Source organism: Pseudomonas sp. B22(2017), assembly GCF_002113105.1.
GTDB lineage: Bacteria > Pseudomonadota > Gammaproteobacteria > Pseudomonadales > Pseudomonadaceae > Aquipseudomonas > Aquipseudomonas asiatica.
The window spans coordinates 664,553-681,633 of the sequence record NZ_NEJN01000002.1; the positions used below are offsets into that span (position 1 = coordinate 664,553).

General features: G+C 65.5%; 12 protein-coding genes and 1 pseudogene. 6 read left to right on the forward strand and 7 right to left on the reverse strand.

The features are described 5' to 3' along the window. Positions 1 to 6: 6 nt before the first annotated feature. Together CAG18_RS27455 and CAG18_RS27460 are read right to left on the reverse strand one after the other, a co-directional pair. Complete coding sequence (locus CAG18_RS27455) at positions 7 to 762, reverse strand: methyl-accepting chemotaxis protein (RefSeq protein WP_371034575.1); 756 nt, start codon at positions 760 to 762, stop codon at positions 7 to 9. A 102-nt stretch (positions 763 to 864) separates the two neighbouring features. Beyond that, positions 865 to 2,151, reverse strand: a pseudogene (locus CAG18_RS27460) (HAMP domain-containing protein); the annotation flags it as partial. Positions 2,152 to 2,663: 512 nt separating this feature from the next. Here CAG18_RS27460 and CAG18_RS07020 point away from each other — a divergent pair. Beyond that, positions 2,664 to 3,983: a Na+/H+ antiporter family protein gene (locus CAG18_RS07020; protein WP_013972950.1), complete on the forward strand. Its 1,320-nt coding sequence runs from the start codon at positions 2,664 to 2,666 to the stop codon at positions 3,981 to 3,983. A gap of 13 nt (positions 3,984 to 3,996) precedes the next feature. On the opposite strand, the gene CAG18_RS07025 is transcribed toward CAG18_RS07020, so the two are convergent. From CAG18_RS07025 to CAG18_RS07035, 3 genes are all read right to left on the reverse strand, one after another. Beyond that, positions 3,997 to 5,004 (reverse strand): FecR family protein, encoded by a 1,008-nt coding sequence (locus tag CAG18_RS07025; protein WP_085720667.1) that lies wholly within the window; start codon positions 5,002 to 5,004, stop codon positions 3,997 to 3,999. A gap of 277 nt (positions 5,005 to 5,281) precedes the next feature. After that, complete coding sequence (locus CAG18_RS07030; protein ID WP_085720668.1) at positions 5,282 to 7,051, reverse strand: acyl-CoA dehydrogenase C-terminal domain-containing protein; 1,770 nt, start codon at positions 7,049 to 7,051, stop codon at positions 5,282 to 5,284. 164 nt (positions 7,052 to 7,215) lie between these two features. Next, the gene (locus CAG18_RS07035; protein WP_085720669.1) at positions 7,216 to 8,838 is read right to left on the reverse strand and encodes an acyl-CoA synthetase; all 1,623 of its coding nucleotides are present in this window, start codon (positions 8,836 to 8,838) and stop codon (positions 7,216 to 7,218) included. A gap of 195 nt (positions 8,839 to 9,033) precedes the next feature. Between CAG18_RS07035 and CAG18_RS07040 the strand changes: the two genes are divergently transcribed. The 5 genes from CAG18_RS07040 (at position 9,034) to CAG18_RS07060 (ending at position 14,555) form a co-directional block, all read left to right on the forward strand. Beyond that, positions 9,034 to 10,440, forward strand: coding sequence for a sensor histidine kinase (locus tag CAG18_RS07040; protein WP_054573538.1), 1,407 nt, complete (start codon positions 9,034 to 9,036; stop codon positions 10,438 to 10,440). 6 nt (positions 10,441 to 10,446) lie between these two features. Further along, complete coding sequence (locus tag CAG18_RS07045; RefSeq protein WP_054573537.1) at positions 10,447 to 11,082, forward strand: response regulator transcription factor; 636 nt, start codon at positions 10,447 to 10,449, stop codon at positions 11,080 to 11,082. A gap of 243 nt (positions 11,083 to 11,325) precedes the next feature. After that, positions 11,326 to 11,799 carry a MarR family winged helix-turn-helix transcriptional regulator gene (locus tag CAG18_RS07050; protein WP_003260288.1) on the forward strand — a complete coding sequence of 158 codons (474 nt, stop codon included), beginning with the start codon at positions 11,326 to 11,328 and terminating at the stop codon, positions 11,797 to 11,799. A 30-nt stretch (positions 11,800 to 11,829) separates the two neighbouring features. Then, complete coding sequence (locus tag CAG18_RS07055; RefSeq protein WP_054573535.1) at positions 11,830 to 13,023, forward strand: HlyD family efflux transporter periplasmic adaptor subunit; 1,194 nt, start codon at positions 11,830 to 11,832, stop codon at positions 13,021 to 13,023. Next, positions 13,020 to 14,555 carry a DHA2 family efflux MFS transporter permease subunit gene (locus CAG18_RS07060; RefSeq protein WP_013972942.1) on the forward strand — a complete coding sequence of 512 codons (1,536 nt, stop codon included), beginning with the start codon at positions 13,020 to 13,022 and terminating at the stop codon, positions 14,553 to 14,555. The genes CAG18_RS07055 and CAG18_RS07060 overlap by 4 nt, the downstream gene beginning before the upstream one ends. Before the next feature lie 42 nt (positions 14,556 to 14,597). On the opposite strand, the gene CAG18_RS07065 is transcribed toward CAG18_RS07060, so the two are convergent. Next, entirely contained in the window at positions 14,598 to 15,548 is a 951-nt protein-coding gene (locus CAG18_RS07065; RefSeq protein ID WP_015270657.1) for an RnfABCDGE type electron transport complex subunit D, read from the reverse strand. Further along, positions 15,545 to 16,945 (reverse strand): electron transport complex subunit RsxC, encoded by a 1,401-nt coding sequence (gene rsxC, locus CAG18_RS07070; protein ID WP_015270656.1) that lies wholly within the window; start codon positions 16,943 to 16,945, stop codon positions 15,545 to 15,547. The genes CAG18_RS07065 and rsxC overlap by 4 nt, the downstream gene beginning before the upstream one ends. Between the last annotated feature and the right edge of the window lie 136 nt (positions 16,946 to 17,081).

A 17,081-nucleotide genomic window follows, 5' to 3' on the forward strand; every position in this document is an offset into this window, starting at 1 on the left:
AGTGACTCAGACGCGGAACTGGTCCATCAGCGCCTGTTGCTGGTTGGCCAGGCTGTTCAGTGACTGGCTCACGCGAGCCGACTCGTTGGCCTGCCCCGACAGCGATTCGGTGACATCACGGATGGTTGCCACGTTGCTGTTGATTTCCTCGGCCACTGCGCTTTGCTCCTCGGCGGCCGAGGCGATCTGCAGGTTCATGTCGGTGATCACCGTCACTGCCTGGCCGATGCGCTGCAGCGCGGTGACTGCCTGGCCAACCTGCTGCACGCCGCTCTGGGCCTGGCGGTGGCTGTTGTCCATGGCCCCGACCACCTCGCGAGTGCCGTTCTGCAAGGCCTCGATCACCTGGCGGGTTTCTTCCACCGATTCCTGGGTACGCTGGGCCAGGTTGCGTACCTCGTCCGCGACCACGGCAAAGCCACGGCCGGCTTCACCGGCGCGGGCCGCCTCGATGGCGGCGTTGAGCGCCAGCAAGTTGGTCTGTTCGGCGATCGAGCGGATCACCTCCAGCACCGAACCGATCTTCTCGCTGTTCTGCGCCAGGCCCTCCACTTCGCTCATGGCGTTGCTCATGTCGGCGGCCAGGGCATCGATGCTGTGGGTGGTGCGGTCGATCACCGCCAGGCCTTCGCGGGTGGCCTGGTCGGCATCGCGGGCGGCCTGCGCGGCCTGGGCGGCGCTGCGGGCGACGTCCTGGGCGGTGGCACTCATCTCGTGCGAGGCAGTGGCCACCTGGTCGACCTGGCGGTACTGCTGCTCCATGCCGGCGCTGGTCTGGGTGGCAATTGCCGAAGACTGGTCGGCGGTGCCACGGGCGGCCTGCACCGAGCGTTTGACCTCGGCGATGGTCGGCTGCAGCTTGTCGAGGAAGCGGTTGAACCAGCCGGCCAGTTCGCCCAGTTCGTCCTGCTTCTGGTAGGTCAGGCGGCGGGTCAGGTCACCTTCGCCGCTGGCAATGTCCTTGAGCATGCTTGCCACGCCGAGGATCGGCCGGGTAACGCCGCGGGCCATCAGCCACACCATCAGCAGGCCGGCGATCGCCGCCGCCAGGCCCAGGCCAAGTTCCAGCAGGGTGCCGCTGGTGTTCAGCGCGTCCAGTTCCTGTTTCAGCGCTTCGGCCGGCCCGGTCAAAGCGTTTTCCGGCACATCCAGCAGCACGCCCCAGGGCTGGGCATCCGGAATCGGCTGGAAGGCGGCCAGCACCTTCAGGCGCTGCTGGTCGTGCACGATGGTCATCTTGCCGTCGGCCAGCTTGCGCACCAGTTCGGCACCCTTGGCGGTGTCGACCTGGTCGAAGCGCTGGGCCAGCTTGCTGGCATCGGCGCTGTAGCCGGCCAGCAGGCCGACCGGGCTGAGGATGCCGACCGTGGTGCGGCCTTCGTACAGGCTGCGGCTGGCTTCCTGGCTCAGGGCCTGCAGGCTGTTGAGGTTGATGTCGATGGACAGGGTGGCGATCACCTTGCCGTCGACTGCCAGCGGGAAGACGATGCTGGTCATCAGCACTTGCTGGCCATCGATGTCGTAGAAGTAGGGCTCCACCACGCACACCTTGCCGGATGTGCGCGGGCACACCCACCAGGTATTGGCTGGCTGGCCGCTGGGGCCGATCTCGGTGTTGGCCATGTCATGTTCGGGCAGGGCCATGGCCGTCAGCTGGCCGACACGCGGCTGCGACCAGTACAGGGCGAAGCGCCCGGTTTCGTTGCTGCCCAGTTCTGCCTTGCCGGCGAACAGGCTGTCCTTGTTGTCCAGGGCGTTGGGCTCGAATACCAGCGACAGGCCGAGCAGCTCAGGGTTGGCCTGCAGGGCGGCGCGCACCTGGCGGGTCATGTCCTCGCGCAGGTCGAAGGCATCGAGAAAGCGCTTTTCCGCCTGCTCGCGCAGGAACAGCACCTGGCGGGCGAAACCGGCGCCGTACTGGTAGGCGTCCATGAACTGGCGGCGGATGTTCAGCGCCTGCACCTCGCCCTGCGACTCGATGCGCGACTGGGCCGATTCGGTCAGCATCTGCATGCTGCTGGCCTTGACCAGGTCCGAGCTGTGGTCCATGCGATACAGCGACAGGCCGACGAGCAGGGTGACGATGCCGGCCAGGCAGAGACCGGCGAGCAGGGTGATCTTCCACTGGATGGAAAGTTGTCGCAAAGGCATGGGGCGTATCCCTTTTTTTGGACAGTAAGGGTTATGGCTTTGGGGCTGGGCGGGGTTGAGAGGTGCCTGGCTGGAGATGTGTGTCGTCTGTGAGATCGAGCGCCGCCCGCGCGGCACTTCGCAGCACAAGGCTGCTCCTACATCTGTTTCGGGCCAGTAACGCCTGCGCCAGCGCGTGCGACCACCTTGTTTGTCCGACACGATATCGAGATGGACGCCAAGGGGCCGCGCGCCTCCACCTCAGGAATAACTGGCCCGAAACAGATGTAGGAGCAGCCTTGTGCTGCGAAGCGCCGCGCGGGCGGCGCTCGATCTCACAGGCGACAGAAATCTCCAGCCAGGCATCTCCCAGCCTTCCCACCATATCGGCCCATCCCATTTTTTCTTTATTCAAACATTCAATTTAAATTTCAGCCCTCCGTGTAATCCGCCGCAACATGGCGCTTTTGACATCTGTTGCCCACTGCTTCACAGTGCGCGCTTTTTTTCTGTCGCAATGAGGTAAGCCAACCATGAATGCAGTGATCGCCGCGGTCGGCATCATGCTGATACTCAGCCTGTCCCGCGTGCACGTGGTCATCGCCCTGATCGTCGGGGCCCTGGCCGGTGGGCTGGTGGGGGGGCTGGGCATCGAAGGTACGCTCAAAGCCTTCAACGGCGGCCTCGGCGGCGGGGCCACGGTAGCCCTGTCCTATGCACTGCTGGGCGCCTTTGCCGTGGCCATCGCCAAGTCCGGCCTGGCCCATGCCCTGGCCGACCGCGCCCTGGCCATGATCGACCGCCAGGGCCATGCCAGTGGCGGCAAGGTCAAATGGTTGCTGGTGGGCCTGATGCTGGTGGTGGCAGTGTCGTCGCAGAACATCCTGCCTATCCACATCGCCTTCATCCCCTTGCTGGTGCCACCGCTGCTGTACGTGCTGACCCGCCTGCGCATCGACCGCCGGCTGATCGCCTGCGTGATCACCTTTGGCCTGATAACCCCGTACATGTTCCTGCCGGTGGGCTTTGGCAACATCTTCCTCAATGAAATCCTGCTGGCCAACGTCGCCCGCGCGGGTGTCGACGTGAGTGGCGTGAATGTCACCCACGCCATGGCCATCCCGGCCGCTGGCATGCTGGCTGGCCTGTTGCTGGCGGTATTCGTCAGCTACCGCAAGAAGCGTGACTACGACCTGGCGCGCATCGAGCAGGTGGAGCAGGTGAGCGTGCAGTACAACCCGCTGACCCTGCTGGTGGCCGGGCTGGCGATTGCCTCGGCGTTCATCGTCCAGTTGTGGCTGGACTCGATGATCATCGGCGCCATGGTCGGCTTCCTGATTTTCTCGCTGTCGGGCATCGTGCGCTGGAAGGACACTGACGACCTGTTCACCGAAGGCATGAAGATGATGGCCATGATCGGCTTCATCATGATTGCCGCCTCAGGCTTTGCCGACGTGATGAAGGCCACCGGTGAGGTGAACAGCCTGGTGGAAACCTCGGCGCAGTGGATCGACCACAGCAAGGGCGTCGGTGCCTTGCTGATGCTGCTGGTGGGCCTGCTGGTGACCATGGGCATCGGCTCGTCGTTCTCCACCGTGCCGATCCTGGCCGCGATCTTCGTGCCGCTGTGCGTGCAGCTGGGCTTCGACCCGCTGGCCACCGTTTGCATCGTGGGTACCGCCGGTGCCCTGGGCGACGCGGGCTCGCCTGCCTCGGACTCGACCCTGGGCCCGACCTCGGGGTTGAACGTGGATGGCCAGCACCACCATATCTGGGACACCGTGGTGCCTACCTTCATCCACTACAACCTGCCATTGCTGGCGTTCGGCTGGTTGGCGGCGATGACGCTGTAAGACGGGGAGGGCGTCAGCCCTTGTCGGGCGGCGGCGAGATGCGGTTGAGCACGGTGCTGCCGTCCTTGCTGCGGGTCAGGTAGACCGGCAGCACCTTGGGCAGGTTGTTGACCAGGCGCCCCACCTCACGGGTGTTGTAGATACCGCTGATGCGGATGCGGCCAGTGCTGGCGTCGGCCAGCAGCAGCGGTGCGTCGAGGTAGCGGTTGATTATCGGCAGGGCCTGTTCCAGGCTCAGGTTGTCGAGCACCAGCTTGCCGTCGCGCCAGGCCAGGCTGTTGCCGTAGTCCTCGCTTTGCTCCAGTTGCGGCTCGAAGTCGCCCTTGTGATAGCTGGCCTGCATACCAGGGCCCAGGCGGTAGCCACCGGTGCTGCCGTCGCTGGATACCAGTACCGAACCTTCCACCAGGGTGACCTTGACCTGGTCCTGGTACTTCCACACGTTGAACTGGGTGCCGGTGACGCGGGTCTGGCCACGACCGGCATGCACGATGAACGGGTGGCTGCTGTCGTGCTGCACCTTGAAGAACGCCTCGCCACGCTTGAGCGTGACCTGGCGCTGGTCCTTGTAGTTGAGGTAGGTGAGCTCGGTGTTGAGGTTGAGCTGCACCGTGCTGCCGTCGCTCAGCTGCACGGTCTGCATGTGCGCGCCAGCTTCGAAGTGCTGGTAGCGATTGGGCAGCCAGCCTTGTTCCCAGCCCACCCAGCCGGCCAGCGGCAGCACTGCCAGGGCGATCGCGGCGGCGGATGCCAGCGGCCGCCAGTTGCGCTGGCGTGCGGCCTTTTGCAGCGGCGGGTTGAAGTCGATGACGGTGGCATTGCGCGGCAGCAGGTCTGCGGTTTGCCAGATTTCCAGCATCGCCTGGTATTCCTCGGCATGCCGCGGGTCGGCCGCCAGCCAGCGGGCGAACGCCTCGCGCTCGGCCACCGAGCAATCTTCGGCGTGCAGGCGCATGCACCAGTGCGCGGCGGCGTCGGTGATGGCATCGTCTGGGCTGGGATTGAGGCGGTCGTGGTTCATTGCGGCTCCGGGTTTTGCGCATTCTACCCTTGCTGGAGGGCTCCCGAGAACCGAGGTAATGGCGAATGACTATCAGTTGTGCCGGTTTTCGTCGGATTGGTGATGGTTTTTCAGCGTTTGAGAACCCTTCGCGCACAAGTACAGGGGCAGAAATACTGGGGCTGCTCTGCAGCCCATCGCCGGCAAGCCAGGCTCCCACAGGGATCGCACAGGCCCAAGACCTTGTGCAGCCCCTGTGGGAGCCTGGCTTGCCGGCGATGAGGCCGGAGCAGGAAGATCAGAATTGTTCGGCTGTCATCCCATAAAGGCTGCCACTACCCGCCCGGATACTGGCCTCCAGCCCCAACCCGCGCGGCAAGACCCGCTGGAAGAAGAACTCCGCACACGCAAGCTTGGCCCCATGAAACGCGGCATCCTCGTCACGCCTGGCCAACGCCACCGCCGCCATCCGCGCCCACATGTAGGCGTACGCAGTCAGCCCGAACAGCTGCAGGTATTCCACCGCCACCGCGCTGACCAGGTTGGCATCCTCGCCGGCACGCGCCCGCAGCCAGGCGCTGGTCGCCTCCAGCCGCGCCAGGCTCGCTTGCAGGGCTTCACGGTGCAGTGGCGCATCCACGCTGAAGGCCCGCACCTCGGCGGCAAAGCCGGCCAGCGCCTGGCCACCGTCGGCCAGCACCTTGCGCCCGAGCAGGTCGAGGGCCTGTATGCCGTTGGTGCCTTCATAGATCTGCGCGATGCGCACATCGCGCACCCGCTGCTCCTGGCCCCATTCGCGAATGTAGCCATGGCCGCCATACACCTGCTGGCCGAGCACACAGCTTTCCAGGCCGTTGTCGGTGAAGAACGCCTTGGCCACTGGCGTCAGCAGCGCCACCAGGCGCTGCGCATGTTCGCGCTCGCCGGCGTCTTCGGCGTAGCGCGCCAGGTCCAGCTGCTGGCCGACGTAGGCGGCAAACGCCCGGCCACCTTCGGTGAGGGTGCGCATGGTCAGCAACATGCGCCGCACATCGCCATGGTGGATGATCGGGTCGGCAACCTTGTCCTGTGCCTGCGGGCCGCTGGCGGCGCGGCTTTGCAGGCGCTCGTTGGCGTAGCGGGCGGCGCTCTGGTAGGACGCCTCGGCACAGCCGATGCCCTGGATGCCGATGGACAGGCGCTCGTAGTTCATCATGGTGAACATCGCCGCCAGGCCCTTGTTCGGCTCGCCGACCAGGTAGCCGACGGCACCATCGAAGTTCATCACACAGGTGGCCGAGGCCTTGATGCCCATCTTGTGTTCGATCGAGCCGCAATGGGCGGCGTTGCGCGCCCCCAGGCGGCCATCGGCCTCGACCAGGTACTTGGGCACCAGGAACAGCGAGATGCCCTTGGCGCCGGTGGGCGCATCCGGCAGTTTGGCCAGCACCAGGTGGACGATGTTCTCGGTCAGGTCCTGTTCGCCGCCGGTGATGAAGATCTTGCTGCCGCTGATGCGATAGCTGCCGTCGGCCTGGGGCTCGGCGCGGCTGCGGATCAGCCCAAGGTCGGTGCCGGCATGGGGTTCGGTGAGGCACATGGTGCCAGCCCAGCGGCCTTCGTACAGGGGCGGCAGGTAGGTGGCCTTGAGTGTTTCGCTGGCGTGGGCATCGATCGCCAGGCAGCTGCCGGCGCTCAATGCCGAATACAGGCTGAAGCTGCAGTCGGCGGCGTAGAGCATTTCTTCGAACAGCACACCGAGCATTTTCGGCATGCCCATGCCGCCATGTTCAGGATTGCCGCCCAGGCCGACCCAACCGCCTTCACGGTAGGTGTGCCAGGCCTCGCGGAAGCCGTCGGGTGTAGTGACTTCACCAGCGGTGAAGCGCACGCCTTGCTCGTCACCGTTGCGGCTGAGCGGGGCAATCAGCTGGCCGGTGACTTTGGCTGCTTCCTCGAGGATGGCATCGGCGGTATCGGCGTCGATGCGCTCGGCCAGGGCGGGCAGGCGGGCCCACAGGGCCGGGGCGTTGAACACGTCATGCAGGACGAAGCGCATGTCGCGCAGGGGGGCGGAGTAGGTGGTCATCTGGGCTCTCGGAATGTCAATGATATCTTCGAAGCATGCGCTGTACCTGTAGGAGCAGCCTTGTGCTGCGAAAGGGCCGGTGTGTCTGAAGAAGACTCATGGCAGTACCGGCCTCTTCGCAGCACAAGGCTGCTCCTACACAGCGGAGCGAGGCCGCTACGGGTTCAGAGGGCTTTGGCCCGGTCGCGCAGCACGTACTTCTGGATCTTGCCGGTGGAGGTCTTGGGCAGTTCGCCGAACACCACGGTCTTCGGCACCTTGAACCCGGCCAGGTGCTCGCGGCACCAGCTGGTGATGTCGGCTTCGCGGGTGTCTTCGCGGCCCGGCTTGAGGGCAATGAATGCGCACGGGGTTTCCCCCCATTTTTCATCCGGGCGCGCTACCACCGCGGCTTCCAGCACCGCCGGGTGCTTGTACAGGGCGTCCTCGACCTCGATGGTGGAGATGTTCTCGCCACCGGAAATGATGATGTCCTTGAGCCGGTCCTTGATCTCGACATAGCCGTCGGCGTGCCACACGGCCAGGTCACCGGTGTGGAACCAGCCGCCACGGAAGGCTTCGACGGTGGCCTCGGGGTTCTTCAGGTAGCCCTTCATCACCGTGTTGCCACGCATGAAGATCTCGCCCAGGGTGTTGCCGTCGCGCGGCACCGGCTCGAGGGTTTGCGGGTCGGCGACCATCAGGCCGTCGAGGGTCGGGTAGCGCACGCCCTGGCGGGACTTGATCCGTGCGCGCTCTTCCAGCGACAGCTCATCCCATTCGTCATGCCAGGCACACACGGTCACCGGGCCGTAGACTTCGGTCAGGCCGTAGGTGTGGGTGACCTGGATGCCCATCTCTTCCACGGCGCCGATGACCTTGGCGGGTGGCGCGGCGCCGGCGACCATGGCCTGCACCGGGTGCTCGATGGCCGCCTTGGCCGCCTCGGGCATGTTGACCAAGGCGTTGAGCACGATCGGCGCGCCGCACAGGTGGCTGACCCGGTGCTCGCGGATCAGGGTCAGGATCTTCTGCGGGTCGACCCGGCGCAGGAACACATGGGTGCCGGCCAGCGCGGTGATGGTCCACGGGTAGCACCAGCCGTTGCAGTGGAACATCGGCAGTGTCCACAGGTACACCGGGCGATGGCCCATGCCCCAGACCATCTGGTTGCCCAGGGCGTTCAGGTAAGCGCCACGGTGGTGGTAGACCACGCCCTTGGGGTTGCCGGTGGTGCCGGAGGTGTAGTTGAGCGAGATCGCCTGCCACTCGTCATCGGGCCATTCCCAGGCAAAGTCCGGGTCGCCTTCGGCGAGGAACGCCTCATAATCCAGTTCGCTGACCGCACGGCCTTCGCCGTACTCCGGGTCATCCACATCCACCACCAATGGCGGGTGCTCGAGCAAGGCCAGGGCCGCCTCGATGACGCTGTGGAACTCGCGGTCGGTGATCAGCACCTTGGCCTCGCCATGCTGCAGCATGAAGGCGATGGCCTCGGCGTCCAGGCGTACGTTCAGGGTATTGAGCACGGCGCCGGTCATGGGCACGCCAAAATGGGCTTCGAGCATGGCCGGAATGTTGGGCAACATCACCGCCACGGTGTCGCCACGGCCGATACCCCGGCCCACCAGGGCGCTGGCCAGGCGTCGGCAGCGTTGGTAGGTCTGCTGCCAGTTGCGGCGGATGGCACCGTGGACCACCGCCGGGTAGTTGCCGTATACGGCAGCGGTGCGTTCGATGAAACTCAGCGGGGTGAGGGCGACATGGTTGACGGCAGCGGGCATCAGGCCCTGGGCATAGATCGACATGCGGTAATCCTGTAGGGGAGGCAGGCACAACCTGTGCGCTTGACCCCCGGTGGCTGATTGTTAGCTCTGTTCAGGGTGCAGGGAGGCAGACGGTGGGCCGCTCCCCCTTGTCGCAGTTTTACGCGAGTAGCTATGGTATTAGGAATATCGACTATAGCAATATAGTAAAACTACTATAACAACGAGCCGCCTACCGTGGACAACACTGCCTATCCCTTGCTCGCCAAGGACCCGCAACCCAGCCTGATGCTGGCCGGCGACGCCAGGCCGCTGGCACTCAACCCGGCGCTGCAGGCCTGGGTCGATGAAGGCCCGGCACTGGCCAGCTGGCTGCCGGGCAACTGCGCCGCCCTGGTGCGCGCCTGCCTGCGCCAGCGCCGGGCGATCGCCGATGTCGAGGTGCAGGTCGGTGAACGCATCGTGCTGTGGAGCTTCATCCCTGACGACCAGGGCCAGCAGGTGCTGGCGCGTGGCCGCGACGCCAGCGACGAGCGTCATGGCGCACGCGAGGCCAGCCGCGCCCGGCGCCTGTACCGGCTGATCATCGAGAACACCACCGACCTGATCTCCCGGCATAGCCCCGATGGCCGTTTTCTCGATGCTTCGCCGGCAGCATTCCGCCTGCTTGGCCTGTGGCCCGAGCAACTGCGCGGCATGGCCGTACATACCCTGCTGCACCCGCGCGAGCGCCGCCAGGTGCTGCGCCAGGCCGCCGCCGCCCTGGACCAGGACGGCTACCACACCATGACCTGTCGAGTGCGCCAGGCCGCAGGCGGCTACCGCTGGTTCGAGATCGCCAGCCGGGCCATCCGCGAAACCTACACCGGCGCGGTGGTGGAGGTGGTCAGCGTGTCTCGCGACATCACCCTGCGCATCGAGGCCCAGGAAAGCCTGGCGCACAGTGCCCGGCTGGCCACCTTGGGCGAGCTGGCTTCGGGCATTGCCCACGAGATCAACCAGCCGTTGGCCGCGGTGGTCAACTATGCCAACGCCAGCCAGCGTTACCTGCTGGGCCTGGAGCGCGACCCGCAGGCCCGAGAGCGGGTAGGGCAGGGCCTGCAGCGCATCAGCGAACAGGCCACCCATGCCGCCGAAGTGATCCGCCGCCTGCGCGCCTTCCTGCGCAAGGGGCCGCGCCGCCTGCAGGCTCTGGACGTGGCCGAGGTGGCCGGCGAAGCCATGCGCCTGTGCGCCTGGGAAGCCGCGCGTGACCAGGTGGTGGTCGAGTTGCGCATGAGCGCGCAGCTGCCCTTGGTGTATGCCGACCGGGTACTGCTGGAGCAGGTGCTGTTGAACCTGTTGCGCAACGCCATCGATGCCAACCGCGAGCAGCATGGCGAGCGGCCGTCACGTATCCTGCTGGGCGCTGCGCGCGATGGTGATGGCGTGCTGGTCGAGGTGGCGGACCAGGGCCCGGGCGTGGCGCCCGAGCGCCTGGATGAAATCTTCACGCCGTTCACCACCAGCAAGGCCGACGGCCTGGGCCTGGGCTTGAGCATGAGCCGTAGCCTGATCGAAGGTTTTGGCGGCAGCCTGTGGGCGCGAGCCGGTGACAATGGCGGACTGGTACTGTGCTGCCGCCTGGCGGTCAGCAGGGGGTAAGGGGAGATGGCGGTGCAAGCGAAGGTGTATGTGGTCGATGACGACCAGGGTATGCGGGACTCGACGGTGTGGTTGTTGCAGTCGGTGGGTTTGCAGGCCTTGCCGTTCGCCGGCGGGCAGGCGTTTCTCGACGCCTGCGTCGACGATGGGCCGGCCTGTGTGCTGCTGGATGTGCGCATGCCGGGGCTGGGCGGGTTGGCGGTGCAGCAGGCGATGCGCGAGCGTGGCCTGGGTTTGCCGGTGATATTCGTCAGCGGGCATGCCGATGTGCCGATCGTGGTGCGGGCATTCAAGGCCGGCGCCTGCGACTTCATCGAGAAACCCTACAACGACCAGTTGCTGCTCGACAGCGTGCAGGCCGCGTTGGAAAGCGCCGGGCGGGCACGCCAGGACGACCAGGCGCTGGCCCGGGTGCAGGCGCGCATCGATGGCCTGACCCCGCGCGAGCGCGACGTGTTCGTGCCGTTGGCCCAAGGGTTGAACAACCGCGAGATTGCCGAACGGCTGGGCGTCAGCGTGAAGACGGTGGACCTGTACCGGGGGCGGGTGATGAAGCGGTTGCAGGCCGATAGCCTGGCGGAGTTGGTGGGCATGGCCATTGCCTGCGGGGCGGTGGAGGCACTGGGCCTGCGAACACCGTAGCAGGCCTTGACGCATGGCCCTGTAGGAGCGGCCTTGTGTCGCGATGGGGCGCGAAGCGGCCCCAGGTTTTGTGCCCCAGCAGAAATTGCGGGGCCGCTTCGCGCCCCATCGCGACACAAGGCCGCTCCTACAGGGGGGCGCAAGGGGCAGAAATCATGAAATTTTTCATAGCAACCTAATCAAAGCTTTGACATTCACTGCCTAGGCAGTAATATTTCCACACAATTACCCGAGCAGTCTCCGATGGCCCATTTCTCTCCCGAAAACTTCCAGACCTGCGCCATCGGCATGCTGCTTGGCCGGGCGGCGATCCTGAAGGACCGCATTCTCGACTGGCACCTCGAATCCGAAGGCGTCACCGCCGCGCAGTTCAAGGTGCTGATCATCGTCACCCAGTACCAGGTGGACACCCCGGCCGAGCTGTGCCGGTACCTGGGCCTGGACAGCGGATCGATGACCCGCATGCTCGACCGCCTTGAGCAGAAGGAACTGATCGTGCGCAACCGTTGCGCCGACGACCGTCGCCAGGTGCGCCTGGCGCTTACCGCCGATGGCCAGCGCCTGGCTGACCGCCTGCCGGAAATCGGCGCGGCGGCCATGAACGAGCTGTGCGGCGCGCTGGCACCCGAAGAGCTCGCGACCCTGGAAGGCCTGCTGGCCAAGGTCCTGCTCGCTGCCGGCGACCCGTTGACGATCCGCCGCTTCGGCGATCGTTGATCCCTGTCACGAATTATCCAAGGTATTGCCATGGCCACTCCCGCAGACACCCCGACTCCCTCCGCCGCGCCCGAACCGTCGCGCAAGCGCAAGGCCTGGCTGCTTGGCCTGGTGTTGCTGCTGATTCTTGCCGGCGTCGGAGCCTGGGCCTGGTACAGCCTGGTCGGGCGCTGGCACGAAAGCACCGACGATGCCTACGTCAACGGCAACGTGGTAGAGATCACCCCGCTGGTCACCGGCACTGTCACCAGCATCGGTGCCGATGACGGCGACCTGGTCCACGCCGGCCAGGTATTGCTGCAATTCGACCCGGCCGACAGCCAGGTGGCCTTGCAGGCCGCCGAAGCCAGGCTGGCGCGCAGCGTGCGCCAGGTGCGCGGGTTGTACAGCAACGTCGACGCGCTCAAGGCCCAGCTGGAAACCCGCCAGGCCGAGCTGCGCAAGGCCCGCCAGGACTTCAACCGGCGCAAGGTACTGGCCGACAGCGGCGCGATAGCTGCGGAAGAATTGTCCCATGCCCGCGACGACCTGAGCGTGGCCGAGGCCGCCGTCAACAGTGCACGCCAGCAGCTCAGCACCAGCAGCGCACTGGTCGACGACACCGTGGTGTCCTCGCACCCCGAGGTGATGGCCGCCGCCGCCGACCTGCGCCAGGCCTACCTCGACCATGCCCGCACCACCCTGGTGGCACCGGTAACCGGCTACGTTGCCAAGCGTACCGTGCAGCTGGGCCAGCGCCTGCAACCGGGTACCGCGACCATGGCGGTGATCCCGCTGGACCAGGTGTGGATCGATGCCAACTTCAAGGAAACCCAGCTGCGCGACATGCGTATCGGCCAACCGGTGCAGATCAGCGCCGACCTGTACGGCAGCGAGGTCAAGTACAGCGGCACGGTCGACAGCCTTGGCGCTGGTACCGGCAGCGCCTTCGCCCTGTTGCCGGCGCAGAATGCCACCGGTAACTGGATCAAGATCGTCCAGCGCGTGCCGGTACGCATCCACCTCAGCCCCGACCAGCTCAAGGACCACCCGCTGCGTATCGGGCTGTCCACCGTGGTCGAGGTCGACCTGCACGACCAGAGCGGCCCGACCTTGGCCCTGCAGCCACCGCAGCAGGCCAGCTATACCACCCAGGTGTATGACCGCCAGCTGGTCGAAGCCGACAACCTGATCGCCCGGCTGATCCACGAAAACAGCGCAACCGGCAAGACGGCCCAGCGATGAGCAACAACGCTGCTGCCCAGTTCACGCCGCCGAGCCTGCTGCTGACCACCATCGGCCTGTCGCTGGCGACGTTCATGCAGGTGCTCGACACCACCATCGCCAACGTGGCCTTGCCGACCATTTCCGGCAACCTGGGGGTGAGCTACGAGCAGGGCACCTGGGTCATCACCTCGTTCGCGGTGAGCAACGCCATTGCCTTGCCGCTCACCGGCTGGCTCAGCCGACGGTTTGGCGAGGTGAAGCTGTTCATCTGGGCCACGCTGCTGTTCGTGCTGGCCTCGTTCCTGTGCGGTATTGCCCAGTCGATGCCGGAGCTGGTCGGTTTTCGCGTGTTGCAGGGTGTGGTGGCCGGGCCGTTGTACCCGATGACCCAGACTTTGCTGATCGCCGTCTATCCCCCGGCCAAGCGCGGCATGGCCCTGGCGCTGCTGGCGATGGTCACGGTGGTGGCGCCGATTGCCGGACCGATTCTCGGCGGCTGGATAACCGACAGCTACAGCTGGCCGTGGATCTTCTTCATCAACGTGCCCATCGGCCTGTTCGCCGCCGCCGTGGTCCGCCAGCAGATGCGCACCCGGCCGGTGGTCACCAGTCGCCAGCCGATGGACTACATCGGCCTGCTGACGCTGATCATCGGCGTTGGCGCCTTGCAGGTGGTGCTGGACAAAGGCAACGATCTGGACTGGTTCGAATCGTCGTTCATCATTGCCGGAAGCCTGGTCTCGCTGGTGTTCCTGGCGGTGTTCGTGATCTGGGAACTGACCGACCGTCACCCGGTGGTCAACCTGCGCCTGTTCGCGCACCGCAACTTCCGCGTGGGCACCATCGTGCTGGTAGGGGGCTATGCCGGGTTCTTCGGCATCAACCTGATCCTGCCGCAGTGGCTACAGACGCAGATGGGCTATACCGCTACCTGGGCCGGCCTGGCGGTGGCGCCGATCGGCCTGTTGCCGGTGCTGATGTCGCCGTTCGTGGGCAAGTACGCGCACCGCTTCGACCTGCGTGTGCTGGCCGGGCTGGCGTTCCTGGCGATCGGCAGCAGCTGCTACATGCGTGCCGGGTTCACCAGCGAGGTGGACTTCCAGCATGTGGCGCTGGTGCAGTTGTTCATGGGTATTGGCGTTGCGCTGTTCTTCATGCCGACCTTGAGCATCCTGCTGTCCGACCTGCCACCGCAGCAGATCGCCGATGGCTCGGGCCTGGCGACCTTCCTGCGTACCTTGGGCGGCAGTTTCGCGGCGTCGCTGACCACCTGGATCTGGATTCGCCGGGCGGACCAGCACCATGCCTACCTGAGCGAGCACATCAGCCAGTTCGACCCGGCCACGCGGCATACCCTGGAGCAGCTGGGCGGGGCCAGCCCGCAGAGCTATGCGCAGCTGGAGCAGATACTCAACGGGCAGGCGTACATGATGTCGACGGTGGACTACTTCACCCTGATGACCTGGGTGTTTGCCGGGTTGATCCTGCTGGTGTGGTTCGCCAAACCGCCCTTTACCGCCAAGGCGGGGCCGGCGTCGGCAGGGCACTGAGCCGGGCCAGAACAAGGCCCAGGCTCTTTGCCAAATGCCATGTCAGGCACTCGCTGCTGCGTACCAGGGCCGCTGCATGCGCAGCACCAACCGGTCGATTTGCGGCACCAGCAGGTTGCCGGCCAGCACGGCGAAGCAGAGGCCATCGGCGTAAAGCCCGAACTCGCGAATCAGCTCGGTCAGCGTGCCGACGGTCACGCCGAAGAGGATGCGACCGGCGCGGGTATCGGGGCTGGTGACCGGATCGGTGGCGATGAAGAAGGCGGTGAAGAGATAGCCGCCGAGGCTGAGGTTGTAAACGGCTTCCTGCAGGCTGTGGCCGGCAGCCATGCACAGCAATACTGTGCTCGCGATCATCGCCAGCGGAATCTCGATACGGATCACCCGCAGCGAAGCCAGCAGCAAACCGCCGGCAATGTAGCCGAACCCCGAAAGATTGTGGGTGATATGGGTGAACTCGTTCTGCGCCAGTTGAGTGGCGCCGGCGAACGCATCGAGCTCCAGGCGTGGCACCAACTGTAGCTGTTGCAGCAGAACCGCCTTGGCGTCCAGGGTTGCGGTCCAGGGGGCATGGTTCGATGGCGCGGGGTACAACTGCTGATAGAAGCAGATGGCAACCACCCCCAGGCCAACCATGGCAGGGTTGAGACGGTTGCGACCAAGGCCTCCACTGGCGTGCTTGCACAGTGCCAGAGCAGCAAAACTGGCCAGGGCGATCATCCACAACGGCACCATCAGCGGCAATGCCCGAGCCAGTATCAGGCCCAGCACCAGCCAGCTGAGGTCGCTCAAACCCTTGCGTACGTCATGCCCGCGCAGGCGCAGCAGGGCGGCTTCGAAGCCCAGGGCGAACAGCACGCACCAGAACACCTGCAACCAGACCACGACGCCGAATTGCCAGGCATACAGGGCGGTGCCCGGCAGCAGGCACAGGACGACCAGCAGCATCACCGTGCGCAGCCGTTGCGGGATGGGGTGGCGTATCAGGCTCATGCGCGGACCTCCGTCTTGCTTTGGCGGAAGCGTTCGCGCAGCGGGATATTGCTTGGGCAGATGCTGCTGCAGCTGCCGCATTCGATGCAGGCGTCCAGGCGCAGTTCCTGCAGGCTGGCCTTGTCCAGGCGCTCGGCGGCAGCGTAGAGGTCCAGCGGCCGCAGCGACATCGGGCAGACATCCACACAGCGCGTGCAGCGAATGCAACTGCTGGCGGGGCGAGCAGCCGGCAGGTAGCGCTCGGCGCCGAAAATCAGGCAACTGCTGGTCTTGCTGACGAAGGCGTTGGCGTCCGGTAGCGGCTGCCCCATCATCGGGCCACCGACCTGGGTCAACTGCCCTGTGGGGGACGCGCCAGCAATCGCGCGCAGTTCGCTGACCGGGTAACCCACCGGCACCCGCACATTGCCGGGGCGCTCGCAGTCACCGGTCAGTGTCAGCACGCGGCTGGTCAGTGGTTCGTCCTGGAAGACGGCCCGGCCCAGCGCGTAGAGCGTTGCGACATTCAGGGCGAGGACGCCGATATCGGCGGGGCGGCTCCCCGGGGCCAGGTTGCGGCCACTGAGGCTCTTGATCATCAACGGCTGCCCACCTGCTGGGTAACGCTCCGGAAGTGGACAAATCTCGACCCGGGTGCGCGCCTGGCGTGCGGCGGCACGTAACGTGGCCATCGCCTCCGGTTTGTTGGTTTCGATGCCGAAACGGGTTGCCGTTATTCCCAGCAGCGCGGCGACATAGTCGGCGGCCTCGATCAACGCTTCGGCATTTTCACGCATGAGGCGGTCATCGCAGGTAAGGAAGGGCTCGCATTCGGCACCGTTGATCAGCAGCAGGTCGGGCTGCTGTGCGCCGGCCAGCTTGAGGGCCGTGGGGAAACCCGCACCACCAAGGCCGACTATGCCCATCTGCAATGCGTGCTCGACCAGCGCCTCTGGCGTTTGCGGCAGGCCCGGTGCCGGGCGTTCGAGCCACTCGTCCAGGCCATCTGCGTTCAGGATGACGGCCATGACTGGTTCGGCCGAGTCGGCCGCGAAGACGTGATCGATCCGGTCCACGATGCCGGAGGTACTGGCATGCACCCAAGCGGTGGTGTTGTCGCCAATACCGATCACTTCGCCCTTGCGCACATGCTGCCCCGGCTGCACGCAAGGCTGGACAAACCGCCGACCCCGCCCGAGCGGAATCGCCAGCTGGATTTTACCGACCACGACCGGGGCAACCGTCGTGGCGTTGGATAGTTCCTTGTATCCCCTGAGCTCGATCCCTCCGTGCCAACTACGCTGAGAGGATGAGGCGATGGCCAGCAGACGGCGCCAGAAAGGTTTCTGTTGCGGCTGACGCTGGGCGCGGATGCGGCTCTGCAGGCGTTCGACGCTCTGCAACGAATGGCTAGACATGTAATGTCCTCCAATTTTTGGGCAAAGAACGCCCCTGTGCGCTTATGCACATGGTTGTTTTATTGCTTCCGGGACGTTAAGCGGAAAGGGAGGGGGATGAATGATCACCCGCGCAGATCAGAGTGTTCGAAGAGGA